19 protein-coding genes are annotated in these 18,649 nt (G+C 68.3%); 16 read left to right on the forward strand and 3 right to left on the reverse strand.

All coding sequences use genetic code 11. The features are described from left to right. Nucleotides 1-186 precede the first annotated feature (186 nt). From KEG38_RS14445 to rplI, 6 genes are all read left to right on the forward strand, one after another. A complete protein-coding gene (locus KEG38_RS14445) occupies nucleotides 187-1,131 on the forward strand; it encodes a ribose-phosphate pyrophosphokinase (protein WP_272420013.1) in 945 nt (314 codons plus the stop codon). 168 nt (nucleotides 1,132-1,299) lie between these two features. Next, nucleotides 1,300-2,037: a 50S ribosomal protein L25/general stress protein Ctc gene (locus KEG38_RS14450; RefSeq protein WP_272420014.1), complete on the forward strand. Its 738-nt coding sequence runs from the start codon at nucleotides 1,300-1,302 to the stop codon at nucleotides 2,035-2,037. A gap of 99 nt (nucleotides 2,038-2,136) precedes the next feature. Continuing rightward, nucleotides 2,137-2,829, forward strand: coding sequence for an aminoacyl-tRNA hydrolase (pth, locus tag KEG38_RS14455; protein WP_272420015.1), 693 nt, complete (start codon nucleotides 2,137-2,139; stop codon nucleotides 2,827-2,829). A gap of 123 nt (nucleotides 2,830-2,952) precedes the next feature. After that, a complete protein-coding gene (gene rpsF, locus KEG38_RS14460) occupies nucleotides 2,953-3,492 on the forward strand; it encodes a 30S ribosomal protein S6 (protein WP_272420016.1) in 540 nt (179 codons plus the stop codon). A gap of 3 nt (nucleotides 3,493-3,495) precedes the next feature. Then, nucleotides 3,496-3,813, forward strand: a complete 318-nt coding sequence (gene rpsR / locus KEG38_RS14465; protein WP_136929515.1) for a 30S ribosomal protein S18 — start codon at nucleotides 3,496-3,498, stop codon at nucleotides 3,811-3,813. A 13-nt stretch (nucleotides 3,814-3,826) separates the two neighbouring features. Continuing rightward, on the forward strand, nucleotides 3,827-4,282 hold the full coding sequence (gene rplI / locus KEG38_RS14470) for a 50S ribosomal protein L9 (protein ID WP_276072821.1): 456 nt from the start codon (nucleotides 3,827-3,829) through the stop codon (nucleotides 4,280-4,282). 64 nt (nucleotides 4,283-4,346) lie between these two features. Here rplI and KEG38_RS14475 read toward each other — a convergent pair whose 3' ends face one another. Beyond that, entirely contained in the window at nucleotides 4,347-5,366 is a 1,020-nt protein-coding gene (locus KEG38_RS14475; protein ID WP_272420017.1) for a PfkB family carbohydrate kinase, read from the reverse strand. Nucleotides 5,367-5,454: 88 nt separating this feature from the next. Between KEG38_RS14475 and dnaB the strand changes: the two genes are divergently transcribed. The 8 genes from dnaB to KEG38_RS14515 all read left to right on the forward strand — a co-directional run bounded on the left by dnaB (nucleotide 5,455) and on the right by KEG38_RS14515 (nucleotide 15,432). Beyond that, complete coding sequence (gene dnaB, locus KEG38_RS14480; protein WP_272420018.1) at nucleotides 5,455-6,918, forward strand: replicative DNA helicase; 1,464 nt, start codon at nucleotides 5,455-5,457, stop codon at nucleotides 6,916-6,918. A gap of 40 nt (nucleotides 6,919-6,958) precedes the next feature. Then, a complete protein-coding gene (locus KEG38_RS14485; RefSeq protein ID WP_272420019.1) occupies nucleotides 6,959-8,212 on the forward strand; it encodes a hypothetical protein in 1,254 nt (417 codons plus the stop codon). Nucleotides 8,213-8,310: 98 nt separating this feature from the next. Continuing rightward, nucleotides 8,311-9,066, forward strand: coding sequence for a cysteine hydrolase family protein (locus tag KEG38_RS14490; RefSeq protein WP_272420020.1), 756 nt, complete (start codon nucleotides 8,311-8,313; stop codon nucleotides 9,064-9,066). A gap of 40 nt (nucleotides 9,067-9,106) precedes the next feature. Next, nucleotides 9,107-10,111, forward strand: coding sequence for an L-threonylcarbamoyladenylate synthase (locus KEG38_RS14495; protein WP_272420021.1), 1,005 nt, complete (start codon nucleotides 9,107-9,109; stop codon nucleotides 10,109-10,111). A 61-nt stretch (nucleotides 10,112-10,172) separates the two neighbouring features. Further along, the gene (locus KEG38_RS14500) at nucleotides 10,173-11,447 is read left to right on the forward strand and encodes a YcbK family protein (RefSeq protein ID WP_272420022.1); all 1,275 of its coding nucleotides are present in this window, start codon (nucleotides 10,173-10,175) and stop codon (nucleotides 11,445-11,447) included. Between the two features lie 62 nt (nucleotides 11,448-11,509). Continuing rightward, nucleotides 11,510-12,694, forward strand: coding sequence for a hypothetical protein (locus KEG38_RS14505; protein WP_272420023.1), 1,185 nt, complete (start codon nucleotides 11,510-11,512; stop codon nucleotides 12,692-12,694). 21 nt (nucleotides 12,695-12,715) lie between these two features. Beyond that, complete coding sequence (locus KEG38_RS14510; protein WP_272420024.1) at nucleotides 12,716-14,770, forward strand: PrkA family serine protein kinase; 2,055 nt, start codon at nucleotides 12,716-12,718, stop codon at nucleotides 14,768-14,770. A 227-nt stretch (nucleotides 14,771-14,997) separates the two neighbouring features. After that, nucleotides 14,998-15,432 (forward strand): hypothetical protein, encoded by a 435-nt coding sequence (locus KEG38_RS14515; protein WP_272420025.1) that lies wholly within the window; start codon nucleotides 14,998-15,000, stop codon nucleotides 15,430-15,432. A gap of 6 nt (nucleotides 15,433-15,438) precedes the next feature. Here KEG38_RS14515 and KEG38_RS14520 read toward each other — a convergent pair whose 3' ends face one another. Further along, nucleotides 15,439-15,717, reverse strand: a complete 279-nt coding sequence (locus tag KEG38_RS14520) for a hypothetical protein (RefSeq protein ID WP_272420026.1) — start codon at nucleotides 15,715-15,717, stop codon at nucleotides 15,439-15,441. Nucleotides 15,718-15,889: 172 nt separating this feature from the next. Between KEG38_RS14520 and KEG38_RS14525 the strand changes: the two genes are divergently transcribed. Then, nucleotides 15,890-16,333, forward strand: a complete 444-nt coding sequence (locus KEG38_RS14525; RefSeq protein WP_272420027.1) for a hypothetical protein — start codon at nucleotides 15,890-15,892, stop codon at nucleotides 16,331-16,333. A gap of 77 nt (nucleotides 16,334-16,410) precedes the next feature. Here the strand turns inward: KEG38_RS14525 and KEG38_RS14530 are convergent, their stop codons facing one another. Further along, complete coding sequence (locus KEG38_RS14530) at nucleotides 16,411-17,454, reverse strand: alpha/beta hydrolase (RefSeq protein WP_272420028.1); 1,044 nt, start codon at nucleotides 17,452-17,454, stop codon at nucleotides 16,411-16,413. A gap of 281 nt (nucleotides 17,455-17,735) precedes the next feature. Here KEG38_RS14530 and KEG38_RS14535 point away from each other — a divergent pair, with 281 nt between their 5' ends. Then, entirely contained in the window at nucleotides 17,736-18,641 is a 906-nt protein-coding gene (locus KEG38_RS14535) for a hypothetical protein (protein ID WP_272420029.1), read from the forward strand. Nucleotides 18,642-18,649 lie beyond the last annotated feature (8 nt).

The raw sequence follows: 18,649 nt of genomic DNA on the forward strand, positions 1-18,649 counted from the left end.
TACCTAGTCAAACCCGAGGCCCCGCGCAAAGCCGAGGTCGTTCCATCATGCATTGACCAGAAGATCCTTGACGGAGATAGTGGTGGCTGGTAGAGCCGCGCCGCCGTTGACCCTTCGGCGTTCGGGGTTGTCGTGGTCGCTCGGACTGGCTGAGCGTCGACCCTCGGCAGGCAGGGAGGCTGGCCGATGTTCAAGAGAGTGAGCATCTTCTCGGGGAACTCGAACCCCACGCTCACGCAAGAGATTTGCCAGTGCCTCGAGTTCCCGCTCGGCAAATGCCGCGTTTCGCGGTTCTCCGACGGGGAGACGTTCTGCGTGATCCAGGAGAACGTTCGTGGCGTGGACACGTACGTCGTGCAGCCGACGTGTTCGCCGGTAAACGACAGCGTGATGGAGCTTCTCATCATGGTGGACGCGCTCCGGCGCGCCTCCGCGGGCTCCATCACCGCGGTCATCCCGTACTACGGCTATGCCCGGCAGGACCGCAAGGCCGCGCCGCGCACGCCGATCACGGCGAAGCTCGTGGCCGACCTCCTCGTCGCCGCGGGCGTGCACCGCATCGTCGCGCTCGATCTGCACGCGGGCCAGATCCAGGGGTTCTTCAACATCCCCTTCGATCACCTGCACGCGATGCCGGCGTTCCTCGATCAGCACCTTCGTGAGCACTACAGCCGCGACTGTGTGATCGTCTCGCCGGACGCGGGCGGCGTCGAGCGCGCGCGCGCCTATGCGAAGCGCCTCGATGGCACGCTCGCCATCATCGACAAGCGCCGCGAGCGCGCGAACGAGAGCGAGGTGATGAACATCATCGGCGAGGTCGAGGGCAAGCGTTGCCTCATCCTCGACGACATCATCGACACGGCGGGCACGCTGGTGAACGCCGCGAACGCGCTCATGAAGGCGGGCGCGAAGAGCGTCGCGGCCTGCGCCACGCACGCCGTGCTCTCGGGCCCGGCGCTGTCGCGGATCATGGAGTCGCCGCTCGCCGAGGTCATCGTCTCCAACTCGATCCCGCTCTCCGAGGAAGCCAAGGCGTGCGGGAAGTTCAAGGTCGTCAGCGTGGCGCGCCTGCTCGCGGAGGCCATCCGCCGGATCCACCACTCGGACTCGGTGAGCTCCCTCTTCGTCTAGCGTCCTCGCCCCCCGTTCGTCGTTTCGTATCCCCCTAAGCGCCTGGACAACCGTGCAGTTTCCTCTCAGGCTTCTGGCTTCGCCTCGGAGGATCGTCGGAAGAGGCGCACAACCCGATCGATCTCTGCTATAGCGCCGCGTCTCGGATCGGAACCGGAGAGTCGTCCCATGATGGAAATCATCCAGCTCAGCGCCACCCGTCGTCAGGAAAGCGGAAAGGGCCCGTCGAACAGGCTCCGCCGCACGGGGAACATCCCTGCCATCTGCTACGGCAAGGGCCTCGAAGCGTTCGCGGTTGCCGTCTCTCCGAAGGCCCTCCTCGAGGTGCTGAAGTCGGCGCACGGGAAGAACTCGGTCATCGAGCTGGCCGTCGAGGGCGGCGACAAGCTCACCGTCATGGTGCGCGACTACGGCTACCACCCGATCTCGCGCGAGCTCGTCCACGCCGACTTCCTCCAGGTCAAGCTCGACCAGCCGATCGACGTGGACATCCCCGTCCGTTGCGTCGGCAAGTCGAAGGGCGTCGCGGGCGGCGGCATCCTCCAGCAGATCTTCCGCACGCTGCCCATCCGCTGCCTGCCCGAGAAGATCCCGGCCGTCGTCGAGATCGACATCTCCGAGCTCGACCTCGGCGACACGGTGAAGGCCGGCGCGGTTCCGCTCCCCGAGGGCGTGAAGACGCGTCTGCCCGAGGATCAGACGGTCGTCGTCGTGGCCGTGCCCGAGAAGGGTGAGGAAGGCGCGGCTGCGGCTCCGGGCGCTCCGGGCGCTGCGGCGGCGGCTCCTGCGGCCGGCGCGAAGGGCGCGGCGCCCGCGGCGAAGGCTGCGGCTCCTGCGGCCGGCGCGAAGGGCGCGGCGCCCGCGGCGAAGGCTGCGGCCCCCGCCAAGGACGCCAAGAAGAAGTAGTTTCAGCACCAACGGTCCGAGTGATCCGCCCCGTGGCGCGCGCCTCTTGCGAGGCAGCTCCGCGGGGCACGCTCGTCTTCGGGCCTCGACTTCCTCGTCATGCTGCTCGTCGTTGGCCTGGGCAATCCGGGCGAGAAATACGCGTCGCACCGGCACAACGTCGGCTTCATGGCCGTCGAAGCGCTCGCGGCGCGCGCTCGCGCCGATGCCTTCCGCGAGAAGTTTTCCGGCGTGTGGGCGCGCGCGACGCTCGGAGACGAGCCGGGCGTGCTCCTGCAGCCGATGACGTACATGAACGAGTCGGGCCGGAGCGTTCAGCCCGCGCTCGCGTTCTTCAAGATCGCCCCGAAGGAGCTCGTCGTGATCCACGACGAGCTCGACCTTCCGTTCGGGGACGTTCGCCTCAAGTTTGGCGGCGGACACGCCGGGCACAACGGGCTGCGGTCGATCATGTCCCACGTCGGCACGGGCGACTTCGCGCGCGTCCGCGTGGGCGTCGGGCGACCCCCGCCGGGGTATCGCGGGGAGGTGGCGGACTACGTGCTGTCGCCGTTCGACGCGGTCGAACGCTCGCGCCTGCCCGACATCTTGAAGCTCGTGACGGATTCTGTGCTAGAAGTCGCGACCCGCGGCTTCGACGCCGCGATGAACGTTCGAAACAGCCGGCCGAAAGCCGGCAAGAAGCAAGCGAAGGAGCGGAGCGAGGCGCCTACGTCGCCCGAGCCCGCGAACGCGAAGGCGGCGGTGGACAAACCGTCGGTTTCGCCTGGCGAAAAGCGCGAGGGAGAGTAACCCGGACGCTTTCCGCACCTTCGTGAGGCGCGAACGTCGGTTTGTCCCTGTGGATGGCCGGCGGACGCGCCGTCCTCGCTCCGGGGCACGACGTCTCCGGGGCCATTGTCCAAGAGGAGAAGCATGAGTCGACTCGTGACGGCGCCGAACCGCGCCAGAGAATACGAAACGATCTACATCCTGAAGCCCGACGTCGACGCGGACACCGCCGAGCGCGTCGGCTCGCGCCTGTCCGACGTGATCGGCCGTGAGCAAGGCCGGCTGACCAAGGTCGAGAACTGGGGCCGCCGCCGGCTCGCCTACGACATCCGCAAGCACCGCCGCGGCGTGTACATCTACCTCAAGTACCTCGGTACGGGCCGCGTGGTCTCCGAGATCGAGCGCAACCTGCGCCTGATGGACGGCGTGATCAAGTACCAGACCGTCCTCGTCCGCAACGACGTGGAGGTCGCGGGGATCGCGATCGCCGAGGAGGACGTGAAGTTCGAGCGCGTCGAGCTGCCGCCGATCGAGGAGGAGCGCGACGAGTCGAGGGAGCGTCAGCTCGGCCTGATCGAGCCGGAGCGTCGTCAGGAGCGGACCAGCGAGGCGCCGGCCTCGGGCGAGTTCGACGACCTCGAGGGCGAGGCGGACATCGCCGGCACCGAAGAAGAGGGAGGCTGAGCCATGAATCAACGAGGAATGGATTCGGGCAGCCGCAACATGGACATGGACGACCGCGATTTCGGGCGGACGCCGGATCTGAACGCCGACGCCCCCGGACGCCGCCGCACCGGTCGCAAGCGCGTCTGCCGTTACTGCGCCGACAAGGCGCTCTTCATCGACTACAAGGACCCGCAAGCGCTCAAGTACTTCATCTCGGAGCGCGGCAAGGTCGTCCCGCGCCGCATCAGCGGCAACTGCGCGCGGCATCAGCGCAAGGTCACGCTCGCCATCAAGCGGGCGCGCAACATCGCGCTCTTGCCGTTCACCGTGACGGCGTAACGAGGAGGACGTCATGGCCAACTACATTCACGTGGTCCTGACCGAGGACCTCCCCAACGTCGGCAAGAGCGGCGAGCTCGTCCGGGTTCGTCCGGGCTACGCCCGCAACTTCCTCGTTCCCCGCGGCCTCGCGGTCGGCGCGACGGCGGAGAACGTCGCCCGCATCGAGCACGAGAAGAAGGTCGCCGAGGCGCGCGCGGCGAAGACCAAGAAGGCGGCCGAGGAGCTCGCGCAGAAGCTCACGAACGTGAAGATCACGATCACGAAGCCCGTCGGCGAGGGTGATCGGCTCTACGGTTCGGTGACGTCGCGCGACATCGAAGAGGCGCTCGCGGCGCAGGGCTACACGGTGGATCGTCGTCGCATCGAGCTCGACACGATCAAGGCGCTCGGCACCTACCAGGTTCCGATCCGCCTCGCGACGAACGTCACCGCGACGATCGACGTCACGGTGGCCGCGAAGTCCTGATCTCGTAAGCGTCAGGCGTTGGCCCGGGTCGAAAGGCGAAGAGCCGATCGGTCCGGGCCTTCGTTCATTTGACCCCCGACGATTTCTCCAGGAGAGACGTCCGCGCGACCTCGTTGCCACGCTGGATCGCGCGTTCGATCGCCGCGCGATCCTGGAGCGCTGTCCGCCCCTCGCGCGCGAGCACCGAGAGGAGCCCCGCGACGAACGCGTCTCCCGCGCCGAACGTGCTCGCCACCGCGAGCGCCGGGCCGCCCGCGCGTACCTCGCCGAAGGGCCCGAGCGCTCGCGTCTCCGCCGCGCCGAACGTCGCGACCACGATCGCCTCGGGCCGGAGCAGGGGCGCGAGATCCCGCGGATCGGATACGCCGAGCAGCCGTAGATCGTCCTCGCTCACCTTGAGCACGGAGGCCGCCGCGAAGAGCCTCCGCGGATCCGCGCGCCCGAGCGCATCGCCGGCCCAGAGCCGAGGCCGGAGGTTCGCGTCGATCGTGACGAGCGCTCCCTCGCGTTGCGCCTGCCGTGCCGCTCGTTCGAGCGCGAGCAAGCACGCACGCGAGGGCAGGAGCCCGGAGAAGTGGACGACACTCGCGCCGAAGGCGTGCGGCAAGGCGTCACGCAGCGCGAGCGCCTCTTCCAGCACGGCGCGATACGCCACGGCGCGCGGCGGCGCGTGCGTCAGGAACACGAGCCCCGTGCGGGTCGACTTCACGGCGCGCACGCGGGACACGTCGACCCCGCGCCGCGACAGATGTGCCACGAGCGCGTGGCCCACCGGATCGTCCCCCACCGAGGCCACGAGCCCTGCACGCAGGCCGAGCTGTGCCAGCGTGAGCGCCACGTTCACCGCGCCACCGCCCGGCGTGAGGGAGAGTTGTGTGGCATCGTCGAGGGACGTACCCGGTGATGTGGAGAGGTCCCAGAGTGCCTCACCCACACACACCACGTCGGCGGATGTCGTCGTTTCCTCGCGATCGTCTTGCCGATCCGGGTACCGCGCGCGGGTGTTTCCTGGTAGATCGCTCGTCGATCCCGACGCCTCGGAGGGCCCGCCCTTCGGGGCGTCTCCCATTTGGGGCCTCACCATGTGGAGATCTTCGGGATTGATTGGGGCCATCTGGTGAAGAAGTGCCATGCAGATCGCTCAGCAGCGTCGTGGACGTTCGAACCAACCGATGGAACCGGCCCCTGTCGCGGGTCGTGTTCCTCCGCATGACCTCGACGCCGAGGCCGCGGTGCTCTCGGCTGTGCTCCTCGAGCGTGATGCGCTCGATCGAGTCCTCGAGATCCTGAAGCCGGAACACTTTTACAGTGACGCGAACAAGCGCATCTTCGAGGCGGCGACCGCGCTCGCTCTCTCCGGCACGCCGATCGACATCGTCTCCATAGCCTCCTGGCTACGCGATCGCGAGTGGCTCGCTCAGATCGGCGGCCCCAGTTATCTCGCACAGCTCGCCGATGCGACGCCCGCCGTGGCGCACGTCGCAGCGCACGCCAAGGTCGTCTCCGAAAAGTGGCGGCTGCGGCAGCTCATCGCCACCTGCCAGCGCGTCGCGGCCGAGGGCTACGGCGACGTCGGCACGGTGCAGGAGTTCATCGACAACGCCGAGCAATCGATCTACGCGCTCGCGCGCACCGCGCAGTCGACGAGCGTGCAGCCGATCGCGCAGGTCCTGAAGGCCGCGTTCGAGCAGATCACGGCCGCGGCCGAGCGTGGCGATCGCATCACGGGCATCTCCACGGGGTACGAGCGGCTCGATTCGAAGACCGCGGGCCTCCACGACGGTGATCTGATGATCGTCGCGGCGCGCCCCGGCATGGGCAAGACGTCGTTCGTTCTCAACATCGCCGTGAACGTCGCCTCGCCGCGCACGGTGGCCGCCGGCCCCGGCGAGCCGGACCATGGCTACGAGCGGCAGGAGCCCGGCTACGGCGTCTGCGTGTTCTCGCTCGAAATGCCGCGTGAGCAGCTCGCGAGTCGTATGGTCTGCACCGAGGGCCGCGTCGATCTCGGCAAGCTGCGCCAGGGCTTCTTGCAGCCGGACGACTGGCGCAGGCTCACCGAGAGCGCGTCTTATCTGTCGACGCTCCCGATCTGGGTCGACGACACGCCCGCGATCTCGCTCCTCGAGCTCCGCGCCAAGGTCCGCCGCATCCAGGCCGAATACAACCGCTCGGCGGGGCCGGGCCAGCCCGACAGGCGCGTGGGGCTCGTCATCATCGACTACCTCCAGCTCATGAAGGGCCGCGACGGCGTGACCAGCCGCGAGCAGGAGATCAGCGAGATCTCCCGAGGGTTGAAGCAGCTCGCCAAGGAGGTTCGTGTCCCCGTGATCGCGCTCTCGCAGCTCAACCGCTCCGTCGAGACCCGCACGAACAAGGACAACGGCAAGCGCCCTCAGCTCAGCGATCTCCGCGAGTCCGGCGCCATCGAGCAGGACGCGGACACGATCATGTTCATCTACCGCGACGAGTACTACAACCCGGAGACCACGAACGCGAAGGGCATCGCCGAGATCATCATCGCGAAGCAGAGGAACGGTCCCACGGGCAAGGTGCTCGTGCGGTTCGCGTCCTCGTACACGCGCTTCGACAACCTCGCGCCCGGCGACTACCCCGAGATGGTCGACGACGAGTGACGTCCCAAGATCCGGCGCGTTCGCGCGTCGGAGGCTCATCATGCCGCCCGGCTTCCCCCGCAAACGCCTCGCGATCGGAACTCTCTGTCTTGGCCTGACGGGCCTCGCCGCCTGCGTCGAGCCGATCCAGAACGGCGGCGTCGTCATGTACGGCGGCGAGAGCGAACGTGTCGCCGCGATGTGCCGCTTTCGCCGCGGCGCCGAGGGCAAAGCCGGGTTCTGCGCGCCGGAGCCGGAAGCGCCCGCCGCGGTCAACCTCGCGCGGATCGGAGGCGACAAGAAGCCGTTCGCGGGCGCGCTCGTGGAGGCGAAGGCGGGGGATGTCCTCGTCGACAACGGCGCGATCGCGGCGGTGATCAGCGCCTCGGACGGCGCGCTCGTGGACGCGGCCGACGCCGAGGTCCGCGAGGACGCGTTCGGGCGTGTCGCGACGTGCCTCGGCGCGCCGCTCGGCTGCTTGACCGGCGTGACGATGAGCTTCTCGCAAGGGCGTGACGGATCGGCGCAGATCCTCGCGCGTGGCCACGCCGAGGGGGATCCGCGCGTGACGATCGCTACGCGGTACATGCTCGTCCCGGGCGCGCGCGTGATCCTCGTGTCGACCCTGATCGCCTCGAAGGCCGACGAGCCCGTTGTCATCCCGAGCCTCGGAGACGCCGTCCACTGGGGCGCGGCCGAGCCTGTGCCCTCGGTCGGCAAAGAGCCATCACCCCCCGCGAACGCCGTGGCCGAAGCCCCGTTCGCGGCTGCGCTCGCGAGCTCCGTCGCGTACGCGATCGCGCCCGCCGGCGATCGACCCACGCTCGAGATCGAAGGCGCCGCGGGGACGACGAGCCTTCGCTTTGGCCGCAACGTCACGCTGCCGCCCGGCGGCTCGGCGCGCTACGAGCGTCTCTTCGTGGTGGCCCCGCGTGGCGACACGCTCGGCGTGCTCACCGAGCTCGCCCTCGTCCGCGAGGAGCGCGTCCCGGGCGCGATCGAGCTTCGTTTCGTCGACGAAGCAGGCAAGCCGTTTCCTCCGCCCGCGGATGCGCGCGTCGAGCTCCTGTCCCCGCGGGATACGCTCGTCCCCTTCCTTCGGATCGGTCCTTCCGTTGCGGAAGCCGGCGTCGCCGCCGAGGCGCCTCCCGGCGCGTACGAGCTCGATCTCCGCGGAAAAGGCCTGCGCGCGCTCGCCCGCGTCCCGATCGAGGTCAAGTCGGGCGAGGTGACGCAGGCGACGATCGTCGTGGGCGCAGAACCTGCGCCCGTGCCTGCGCAGGGCACCCCCGAGGGTGGTACGCCCGCGCCCTGACCGCGGCGGCTCCCCGCCCGACCCAAGGAACTGTGCCCGCGCGCGCCTCCGCCGTGGGTTCGTCCGCACGGACGTGCTACGAAAAAAAAGCGCGTTCCATGGTGGATCGGCTCGGCAGAGAACGGCTCCTCGAACTCACGCTCGCGGGCACGCCCCAAAGGGCCCTCGCGTCGCTCGCCGCGGCGTCGCCCGAGGACACGTCCGACCTCGCCGCGCTGCATGAAGACCTCGCGCTCGTCGCGCACGCCGCGCCGCCCGTCGAGCCGCCGAAGCGCTTGCGCGAGCGCCTCCTCGCGACGCGTCCGCGACCACGCGGCCCGAGGCGGCCCGTGCTCGTCGTGCTCGACATGATCAACGACTACCTCACGCCTGGCCGCCCGCTCGAAGTCCCGCGCGCGCGTGACGTGGTGCCGGCGGTGAAGAAGCGCATCACGTGGGCGCACGAGAAAAACGTTCCCGTGATTTACGTGTGCGACGCACACGAGCCCGACGACGAGGACTTCCGCGACTGGCCGCGCCACGCCGTCGCCGGCACCACGGGCGCCGAGGTGTGGCCCGAGATCGCGCCCTCGCCCGGCGATCACGTCGTGCACAAGCGGACGTACAGCGCGTTCACGGGCAGCTCCTTCGGGCCGCTGCTCGACGAGCTCCACGCCGATCAGATCATCCTCACGGGTTGCTCGACCGAGATCGGCATGTTCGCCACCGCGAAGGATGCGCTCGAGCGTGGGTTCGTCGTGACGATCCCGCCCGACTGCCAGGCGGGCACGAGTGTCGTGGCCGAGCAGGTCACGCTCGTGACCCTCGCGGCGCTCGCGCCGTTCGAGCCGCGTTACCTACGCGCCGCGCGTTGAAGAACTCGCGCGCCGCGTGCGAAGCGGCTCGCCTTGCTCCATGATCGCCGCGCCCGTGATCCGCACCGAGCTCCTGCCCTTCGACCCACCGGCCATCGCGCGCGCGGCCGCGCTCCTCCGCGGCAAGCGTCTCGTCGCCTTCCCGACCGAGACCGTCTACGGCCTCGGCGCGCGCGCCGACGAACCTTCCGCCGTGCGTTGCATCTTCGAAGCGAAGGGTCGTCCCGCGACGAACCCGCTCATCGTGCATGTCGCCGACGTCGCCGAGGCACGCGCGCTCGCGCTCGACTTTCCGCCCGTCGCCGAGCGCCTCGCTGAGCTCTTCTGGCCGGGCCCGCTCACGCTCGTCGTCACGCGCAGGCCGGGCGCCGTCGCCGACGAGGTCGCGGCCGGCGGACCCACCGTTGCGCTCCGCGTGCCTGCGGCTCCCGTCGCGCGCGCTCTCCTCGAAGCGTGCCGTTTGCCCATCGCGGCGCCGAGCGCGAACCGCACGACCTCGCTCTCGCCAACGACGGCCGAGCACGTCCTCAAATCGCTCGGCGGACGCATCCCGCTCGTGCTCGACGGCGGCCCTTGCCGTCACGGCATCGAGTCCACGATCGTCGACGTCTCGCGCAGCCCTGCGGTTCTTTTACGCCCGGGCGCCATCTCCCTCGACGAACTGCGTCGTCACGTCGACGTCGTCGATCCCGGTGCGATCACCGTCTCGCTCGACGAACGCGCGCCCGCGCCGGGCACCTCCGCGCGGCACTACGCGCCTCGTGCCACGCTCGTCATCGTGCCTGCCGACGAAGCGCGCGCCGAGATCGCGAAGCGCCGCGCGGCGGGCCTCGTCACGGGCGCCGCGCTCCGTGCGCCCGGCACCGCGCTCGATCCTCCCGTCGAGATCTTGCCCGCGGACCCCGAAGGTTACGCGGCCGCGCTTTATGCGGCGCTCCATCGACTCGACGATGCTGGCTGCGAAAGTGTCGTGGTCGAAGCACCTCCGGCGGGCTCTGCGTGGGCTGCCGTCCACGATCGCCTGCGCCGCGCCTCTTCGGCTTGAGCGCGGGAATTGCTGACGCCTCCTCGTGGGTTGTGGCAAAACGAGGGAGTCGGCTCTTGGGATGACGAAGCTCGTGGTTCGTTCGGATCAAAAGGCACCGCGTCTCGCGATGACGTGCATCGCGGCGATCGTGCTCGCAGCCGCGACGCAGGCCCACGCGGGGCCGCTCCTCGATCAGCCGCCCAAGCTCTACACCTTCAAGCTCGACGACCCGTCCGCGCCGCGCCTCGGCCTCCTGCGGTCGTACCTCAACGCCGAGGTCGAGAGCCCCGGCCCGCTGCGCCGCTACATCTGGGGGCCCTTCGGTCAGTGGCGGAACGAGCCGTGGTGGCAACTCGCGTGGCGCCCCGCGCAGGCCGCGGACGACGCCGCGGACGAACCCCACGACGAGCACGACGACCTCCACGCGTTCGCATCGAGCCGCGTTCGTCTCCTCGACGTCGAGCCCGCGGCCGGCGCGGCGCTCCCGTTTTTCCGCGCGGCCTCCGAGGGCGCGGAGCTCCTTCGCATCGAGCCCGACGTCCTGCCGTCCTGGTCGTGGAACGGCCTCGATCCCGCGCGTGCACCTGCGTTCCTTGCGTCCACTGGACCGAGCTTCGCTTCGAACGGCTTCGACTCGCTCTGGGCCCCGCCGCCGAAGCCCGTCCGCGACTGGCGATGCCGTCGTCGCCCCGTGACCTTCGTCCGCGGACCCGGCGAGCGTGACGTCTTCCCGCTCGTGCGTTGTGACGGATCCGTCGCCCCCGAGGCCCTCGATCGCCTCTCGCTCATGATGCGCCCGGCCGACGTCGCGCGCCCCGCGGACCTCCTTCCCGACGAGCCCGATCCCGAGGCCGTGCGCAAAGGCGAGTGGATCTCCGACGTGCGCCTCGTGCACCCGCGCCTGCTCTGGGCGCTGCAGCGCATCGCCGACTCGTTCCCGTGGCGGCCGATCTACATCTACAGCGGCTATCGCCCCGGCGCGAAGGTCGCGGGCACGAGCCACCAGAGCATGCACGCGGCCGCGCGCGCCGCGGACATCCAGGTCCACGGCATCCCGAACGCCACGGTCTTCCAGCTCTGCCGCACCCTCGACGACGTCGGCTGCGGCTTCTATCCGAACAGCAAGTTCGTCCACGTCGACGTGCGCAGGCCCGGCACGGGACACGCGCTCTGGATCGACGCGTCCGGCCCCTCCGAGCCTCCGCAGTACGTCGACTCGTGGCCGGGCGTGCTCGAGAAGGGCGGCATGGCCTGGGCGCCTGCGCACGCCACGCCGGGTGTCGTGGAGTGGTCCGGACGGCTCCCGTCCGGGGCAAGCATGCCTGCGCCGCCGCGGTACGGCGGGCCTCCGTAGCGCGCGCCTCGCGCGTCCGCGCGCGCGAGCCACCACGCGAAGAATTCGTTACGCTCCTCTTCGTGCGCGCTTTGCTTCGCTGGTTCTTGTTTTTCGGCGTGCCCCTCGGCGTCGCCCTCGCGCCGCTCGCGTGTGACGACAGCGGCTACCCCGTGATCATCGGCCTTCCGGGTGATCCCGGCGACGCCGGTCCCTCCTCCGACGGCGGCTCGGCCGACGCCTTCCCGGACGGCGACGCCGGCGATCCCGACGCACCGGATGTCCCCTCCGCGCCCGTCTGGATTGGCCTCACGCCGACGCCCATGGGTGATGGACCGCCGAAGCCTGGCGACGTGATCACGGCGCGGCTCGGCGCGCTCGCGCTCGGCGCGCGGGCCACGATGGTGCGACGCACGCCGATGGAGCTCGCCACGGAACAGGGCGTCCAAGCGCTCGCCGAGGAGGCTGCCTTCTTCAACAGCCGCGGCGTCGTCCTCGGCTTCTCGCTCGTCATCGTCGATCGCGCTGCCCTGCACCTCCCGCCCGAGCTCGCGGACATGCCTTGGACCGCGCCCGAGGTCCTCTCCTTCGCGCACGCCTCGATTGACGCGGCGCTCTCGGCGCTCGGCCCCTCGGCGCGTTTCTTCGTGCTCGGCCGCGACGTCGACGTTCGCCTCGCGGCTCACCCCGACGAGCGCGCGGCCTTCGAGCTCTTCGCGAGCGACGTCCTCGACTACGTCCGCGCACATCCGCTCGCCGCGCCGGACATCCGCGCGGGCGTGGGCTTTTCGTTCGAGGGCGTGTCCGCTCCGGATCCCTCGTTCTTGCCGCTGCTCGACGCGAGCGACGTCGCGGTCGCTTCGTACCTCCCTGGCCTTGGCGCCGCGGAGGCGGGGCGTGCGAGCGACATCTCCGCGCATGCCGACACGATCCTCGCGCATGCTGCGGACAAGGCCGTGGTGCTCGAATCCGTGGGGTCTCCGAGCTCGTCCGTCGTCGGGGGATCGGAGGACAAGCAGGCGCTCTTCCTCGAGACGTTCTTCGGCGCGCTTGCGCCCAGGCGGGATCGCTTCGTGTTCGTGAACATCGAAGCGCTGCACGACCTTGGTCCCGTCCGGTGCGGAGAGCGCGTGGCCGTCTTGGGCGAGCCTGCAGACGGACCCTACGCAGCTTATGCATGCTCGCTCGGGCTCTTCACCGAGCAGGGTCAGGAAAAGGCCTCCTGGAAGGCGTTTCTGAACGGTGCGGCCGCGTTCGCGTCACCGTGATCCGTGTTGTAAGGTATCCACATGGGCGACGCGCAAAGTCTGGTGGGCAAGATCGCTGCGATGCAGGACTACGCCCTGTATCGGGACCTGTCTTGGGAAGGGAGCTTCGAGGAGTACCTGGCGCTCATTCGCAAGCAGCCGCAAGTCACGCGCAACGCGTTCCAGCGTGCGTACGACATGATCATTCGGTACGGGACCGAGGAGTACACCGACAACAAGAAGAAGCTCGTCCGGTACAACTTCTTCAAGGACGAACTGAACGGCGGACAGGACGCCATCTACGGCCTCGACATCCCGCTCATGCGCCTCGTGCACGTGCTCAAGGCGGCGGCGGAAGGCTACGGCCCCGAGAAGCGCGTCATCCTGCTCCACGGCCCTGTCGGTTCTTCGAAGTCGACGATCGCGCGGCTCATGAAGAAGGGCATCGAGCACTACTCGATGTCCCCGGACGGAGCGCTCTACACGTTCGACTGGGTGAACCTCGACGGCGTCGGCATGGCGGGCCCCGAGAGCGGTCGCTTCAAGTGCCCGATGCACGAGGAGCCCTTGCGCCTCATCCCGCCCTCGTGGCGCGATCGCGCGATCAAAGAGCTCGAGCTCAGTAACCCCACGTTCAACGTGCGCGTCGACGGTGATCTCGATCCGGCCTGCCGCTTCATCTTCAACAAGCTGATGGAGCGGTACGGCGGCGACTGGGGCAAGGTCATGCAGCACATCCGCGTGCGTCGCCTCGTGCTCAGCGAGAAGGACCGCATCGGCATCGGCACCTTCCAGCCGAAGGACGAGAAGAACCAGGACTCAACCGAGCTCACGGGCGACATCAACTACCGCAAGATCGCCGAGTACGGCTCGGACTCGGATCCGCGCGCGTTCAACTTCGACGGCGAGTTCAACATCTCGAACCGCGGCGTCGTCGAGTTCATCGAGGTGCTCAAGCTCGACGTCGCGTTCCTCTACGACCTGCTCGGCGCGTCGCAGGAGCACAAGATCAAGCCGAAGAAGTTCGCGCAGACGGACATCGACGAGGTCATCCTCGGCCACACGAACGAGGCCGAGTACAAGAAGCTCCTCTCCAACGAGTTCATGGAGGCCCTGCGCGATCGCACGATCAAGATCGACATCCCGTACATCACGAAGGTGTCGGAGGAGATCCGAATCTACGAGAAGGACTTCAACCGCGACAAGATCCGCGGCAAGCACATCGCCCCGCACACCCTTGAGGTGGCGGCGATGTGGGCCGTGCTCACGCGGCTCGAGGATCCGAAGAAGCACAACCTCTCGCTCGTGCAGAAGATGAAGCTCTACGACGGCAAGGTCCTGCCGGGCTACACGCAGGACACCGTGAAGGAGCTGCGCAAGGAGGCGCCGCGCGAGGGCATGGAGGGCATCAGCCCGCGCTACGTGCAGGACAAGATCTCGAACGCGCTCGTGAACGACATCGGCGAGGGCACGATCAACCCGTTCATGGTGCTCTCCGAGCTCGAGAAGGGCCTGCGCCACCACTCGCTCATCTCGAGCGACGAGCAGCGCAAGCGCTATGGCGAGTGCATCGGCATGGTGAAGCGCGAGTACGAGGAGATCGTCAAGAACGAGGTCCAGCGCGCCATCAGCGCCGACGAGGACGCGATCCAGAAGCTCGCGGCGAACTACATCGACTCGATCAAGGCCTACACCTTGAAGGAGAAGGTCAAGGATCGCTTCACCCGCGAGGACGTCGAGCCGGACGAGCGGCTCATGCGCTCGATCGAGGAGAAGATCGACATCCCCGAGAACCGGAAGGACGACTTCCGCCGCGAGATCATGAATTACATCGGCGCGCTCGCGGTCGACGGCAAGAAGTTCGAGTGGCACACGAACGACCGCCTGCGCCGCGCGCTCGAGCTCAAGCTGTTCGAGGATCAGAAGGACGCGATCAAGCTCCAGACCCTCGTCTCCAGCGTCATCGACAAGGAGACCCAGGAGAAGATCGACATCATCAAGACGCGGATGATCAAATACTTCGGTTACAACGAAGTCTCCGCGCGCGACGTCCTCGACTACGTCGCGAGCATCTACGCCCGCGGCGATACCAAGTAGCCCCGTCTCCGGAAGCGCGTCCCGAGGCTCCCCGCTCCCACCGAGCGGGGAGCCTTTTTCATTTTGCCGCGGTGCGCTGTGAGCCCAGCGCCACACTCGAATACACGCGAAACCTCGCGAAAGGCCCTCGCTGCGCAGCCGCCTTCGCGCTACGCAAAACCCATTTCGCGGCAATTTTCGCGGATCTCCCCATTGGGGCCTGGTCTTTTCCAGGTTATAGATCGTTCATGCGACGCCTCGGCGCGCTCCTTGGTTCGTCCCTCTTCCTGTTGTTTTCCGCGGGCTGCGGCGGATACATCGGCAGCGCCCAGCGCGCATACCAGGATGGCCGTTACCTCGAAGCGGCCGAGAAGCTCGGGGATCACGAGGACGAAGTCGCCGAGCTCTCGCCGCGCAAGCAGGTGAGTTACGGGCTGTATCTGGGGCTTTCCCTGATCATGCTCGGGGACCACGACGGCGCCGAGCGCTGGCTCGACTTCACCGAGCAGGTCGAGGCGCAGCGCCCCGGGACCTTGCGGCCCGAGGAGAAGCAAAAGCTCCAGGATGCGCGCGGGCGCCTCGCCGGCATCGAGGAGAAGGCCAAGGAGCAGAGCGTGAGCGAGGAGCCTGCCCAGGACGCGCCGCTCCTCCGCACCGTTCGACAAATCGAGCCCGCGCCTTAGCTGCCGCTACGAAGCGTCCTTTTCGAGCTTCGCGCGCAGGCGTGACACGCTCTGCTCCAGCGACGAGACGACGCGCCGGAGATCGCGCACCTCGTCCGAGGTCGCGAGGCCCATCGACTTCGCGAACGCTTCTTTTTGCTCCGTCGTGAACGTCGACACCCGCCCGGGCATGCTCATCGCCGTCATCACGAGCTTCATGAAGCGCTCGTCCTGCATGAGCTTCGCGACCTGCGGGCTCGCCGCGAGCTTCATCCCCTCGGAGACGATTCGATCCTTGATGGACATGGCCCGAGCCTAGCAGACCCGCGCGACCTCCGGGGTTCAGCGAGGGCGGCCTCCGGCCCCCGTCCTCCCCTAAAAGCGTGGGTTCGATTTGCGTTTGTGGTTACGTTTGTCACAGTCCTGCAGAGCCATTTGCGCCGGATTTTTCCCGCGCGTGTGCTCGGGAGGGGAGCGAATGCACTCGAACGGCCTCGCCAATCGCTGCGTACCGGGCGTTCCTGAATCCGACGACGATCCGCCGTCGACCCAGCCCAGGACCCAGCGCTCGGCCGAGGCGTTGCCCGATTCCACGGTCCTGCTTTGCGTCCATGTCACGCCCCCGGATGCGCGCATTTATCTCGACGATACGCTGATCTCGATCGGGCCGCATCGCGGGCGCATTCCGTGCGAGCTGCGCTGGCGGGTCCTGCGCGCCATTTCGCCGGGCTACGTCCCGTGGGCCGAGGTCATCATGCCCGTCACCGACATCACCGTGGCCGTGGCCCTCGGGCGCAAGGCAGAATCGACGCCGCCGCCGCCGCGCCCGATCCGCGTCGTCCTCCGCCAGCCCGAGGAACCCGCGCCGGATTCGGCGCCCCCGTCCTCCACCGATCCGCTGGCGATCACCGTCAACTGGTGAATGCAATCTTTGCGCGCGGGGGCGCGGCGCGCGAGGCCGTGCCGAGCCCCCGCGCGTTTTCCTCGATCGGTCTTTCTTCAATGGGCGACGCGCGCGCCGAGCCACCGCGCGAGCAGTGGCCATACCGTGTGCGTCGAGCGGCTGCCCATGATCAGATCGATGTGCCCTTGCGGGAATATGCGGTACGTCTTGTCCCGCGAGCGGCTCGATCGATACGCGGGCTCCACCGACGCCGGCGGCGCGAGGTCGTCGCTCTCGCCCGCGACCACGAGCAGCGGCACGTCCATCGCCTCGAAGCCCTCGACGAATCCGGACAAACCGCCGAGCCGATGCCCGCTCTGCCGCGCCTCCGCCGCCGCGAGGAACATGTTCCGGAGCACCGTGATGCTGCCGCTATCCATCGCCAGCGACATGTGCTGCGAGAGCACCACGGGCTCCATCGATCCGGGCCGGAAGCCGCGGATCGGCAGGGGGAAAATGGGGCTCTCCACGAGCACGCGCGCGAGCCTGACGACCTCGCCGAAGGCGCGCAGCCCGAGCGCGCCATGCCCGAACGACATGCGCCGGTCCACGGCGAGGAGCACGTGCCCCGCCAGCGTGAGCGGCAGCGAGCCGCGCGTGAAATGGTACGGGCTGCCGAGGGTCACGACGCCCGCCACCGCGCCGTGGGCGAGCGGCGCCGACGCGTAACTGACGAGCCCCCCGAGCGAGTGCCCCAGGAGGAACACCGGCCGCGGACCGGCGAGGCGCTGCACCTCTTCGAGCGCCCAGGGCACATCTTGCTTCACGAACTCGCTCACGTCCGTCGGCCGCCGCGCGCCGAGATGTCGGGAACGGCCGTGGCCACGCAGGTCCAGATTGAAGACGTCGAAGCCCTCGCGGGCCAGGTAGTTCGAGAGGCTCCGGGCGGGCAGATGCCAGGCGTACCGATTCTGCCCGTAGCCGTGAATGAGGAGCACGCTCCCTCGTGTCCCGCCGAGCTCCGCTGAGCGCTTTCGTACCATCGCCAGCGGAATCCCGTCATCGGCTGCGCCCCCCCGTACGATGCACAGCTCCTTCACGAAACGCCCGCGCGCGTCGCGATCGATCGCCTGTTCGACCCGGAGTTGATGCAGGATCATCGGTACCCTCCGATTACCTACAAGAATGTGCCGAGCATGCAACGCGCCGAGCACTTCCCGGTCATTCGGGGCTTGCGCGCGCCTTCGTTTTCCCGGAAAACCGGGAAGCCGCGCGATGCAGATCCCGAAATGGATGGCACGTGCACGTCTTCAGGTGGGATGGATCACTCCTTGGGCCTCTTGGCGGGTTGTGCGTCGGGGGGGGCTTTCAAGACGGGCGGGCTCGTGTACTGTCTCGGCGTCCTTCTTCTTCTTCGAACACACCGACGAAAGAGCGTCCCATGTTCCAGAAGGCCCTGCTTGCACGCTTCGCCCTCCTGACCCTTGGCGCGTCCCTCTTCGTGACCGGCACCGCGTATGCGCAGGCCTCCGAGGACGGGTTCGACAAGGACGCCGAAGATACGCTGGCCGGAAAGGCGAACGACAAGGAGGAGGCGGCGGCCGGCGACAAGATGCCGGGCGAGAAGGAGAAGAAAACGGCGGAGAGCGGCGACACCGGGATCTGGGACACGACAGAGGATCCCACGAAGGCGTACCGCTACGTCGGCCTCCGCTACCGCCACGCCATCATCCCGAAGGGGATCCTGAACATCTTCCTCGACGGCGGCGCGACGGTGGGCGTGCCGATGGGGGGCCTCGAGTTCGGCACGCGCCGCGACAGGCTCGAATACATCTTCTCGCTCTCGTACGCCGACTACTCGAGCGCCGAGATGCTCTTCAAAGGCAAGGCCCAGCCGGACACGGCGTACGAGCGCGTGCAGAGTGATCTCGCCGTGATTTTCGGCAAGGTCGAGATCCTCTACGAAGTGCCGCTCGACAAGCGGAGCCGCTTCTCCCTGCTCTTCGGCGGCGGCGTGGGCATCGGCGGCGTGATCGGTGATCTCTATCGGCGGCAGGTCTACCCGGGCTCGGGGAACGATCCCGGGGTCCCGTCGCAGTGGAACGACTGCACGGCCCAAGGCGAGCCGGACGGCATCTACTGCGCGAACGACAACGGCCACTTCGGCAACTACGCCGAGCCGAGCTGGGCGAACGGCGGCTCGAAGCCCTTCATTTTCCCGTGGATCGCCCTTCCGCAGGTGAGCTTCCGCTACAAACCCATCAAGATGCTCCAGGCGCGCGCCGACGTGGGCTTCGCCATTAGCTCGGGCGTGTACTTCGGCGCCAGCATCGACTACATCCTCTAAGCTAAGGA

This window comes from Polyangium jinanense, from assembly GCF_028435265.1.
GTDB lineage: Bacteria > Myxococcota_A > Polyangia > Polyangiales > Polyangiaceae > Polyangium > Polyangium jinanense.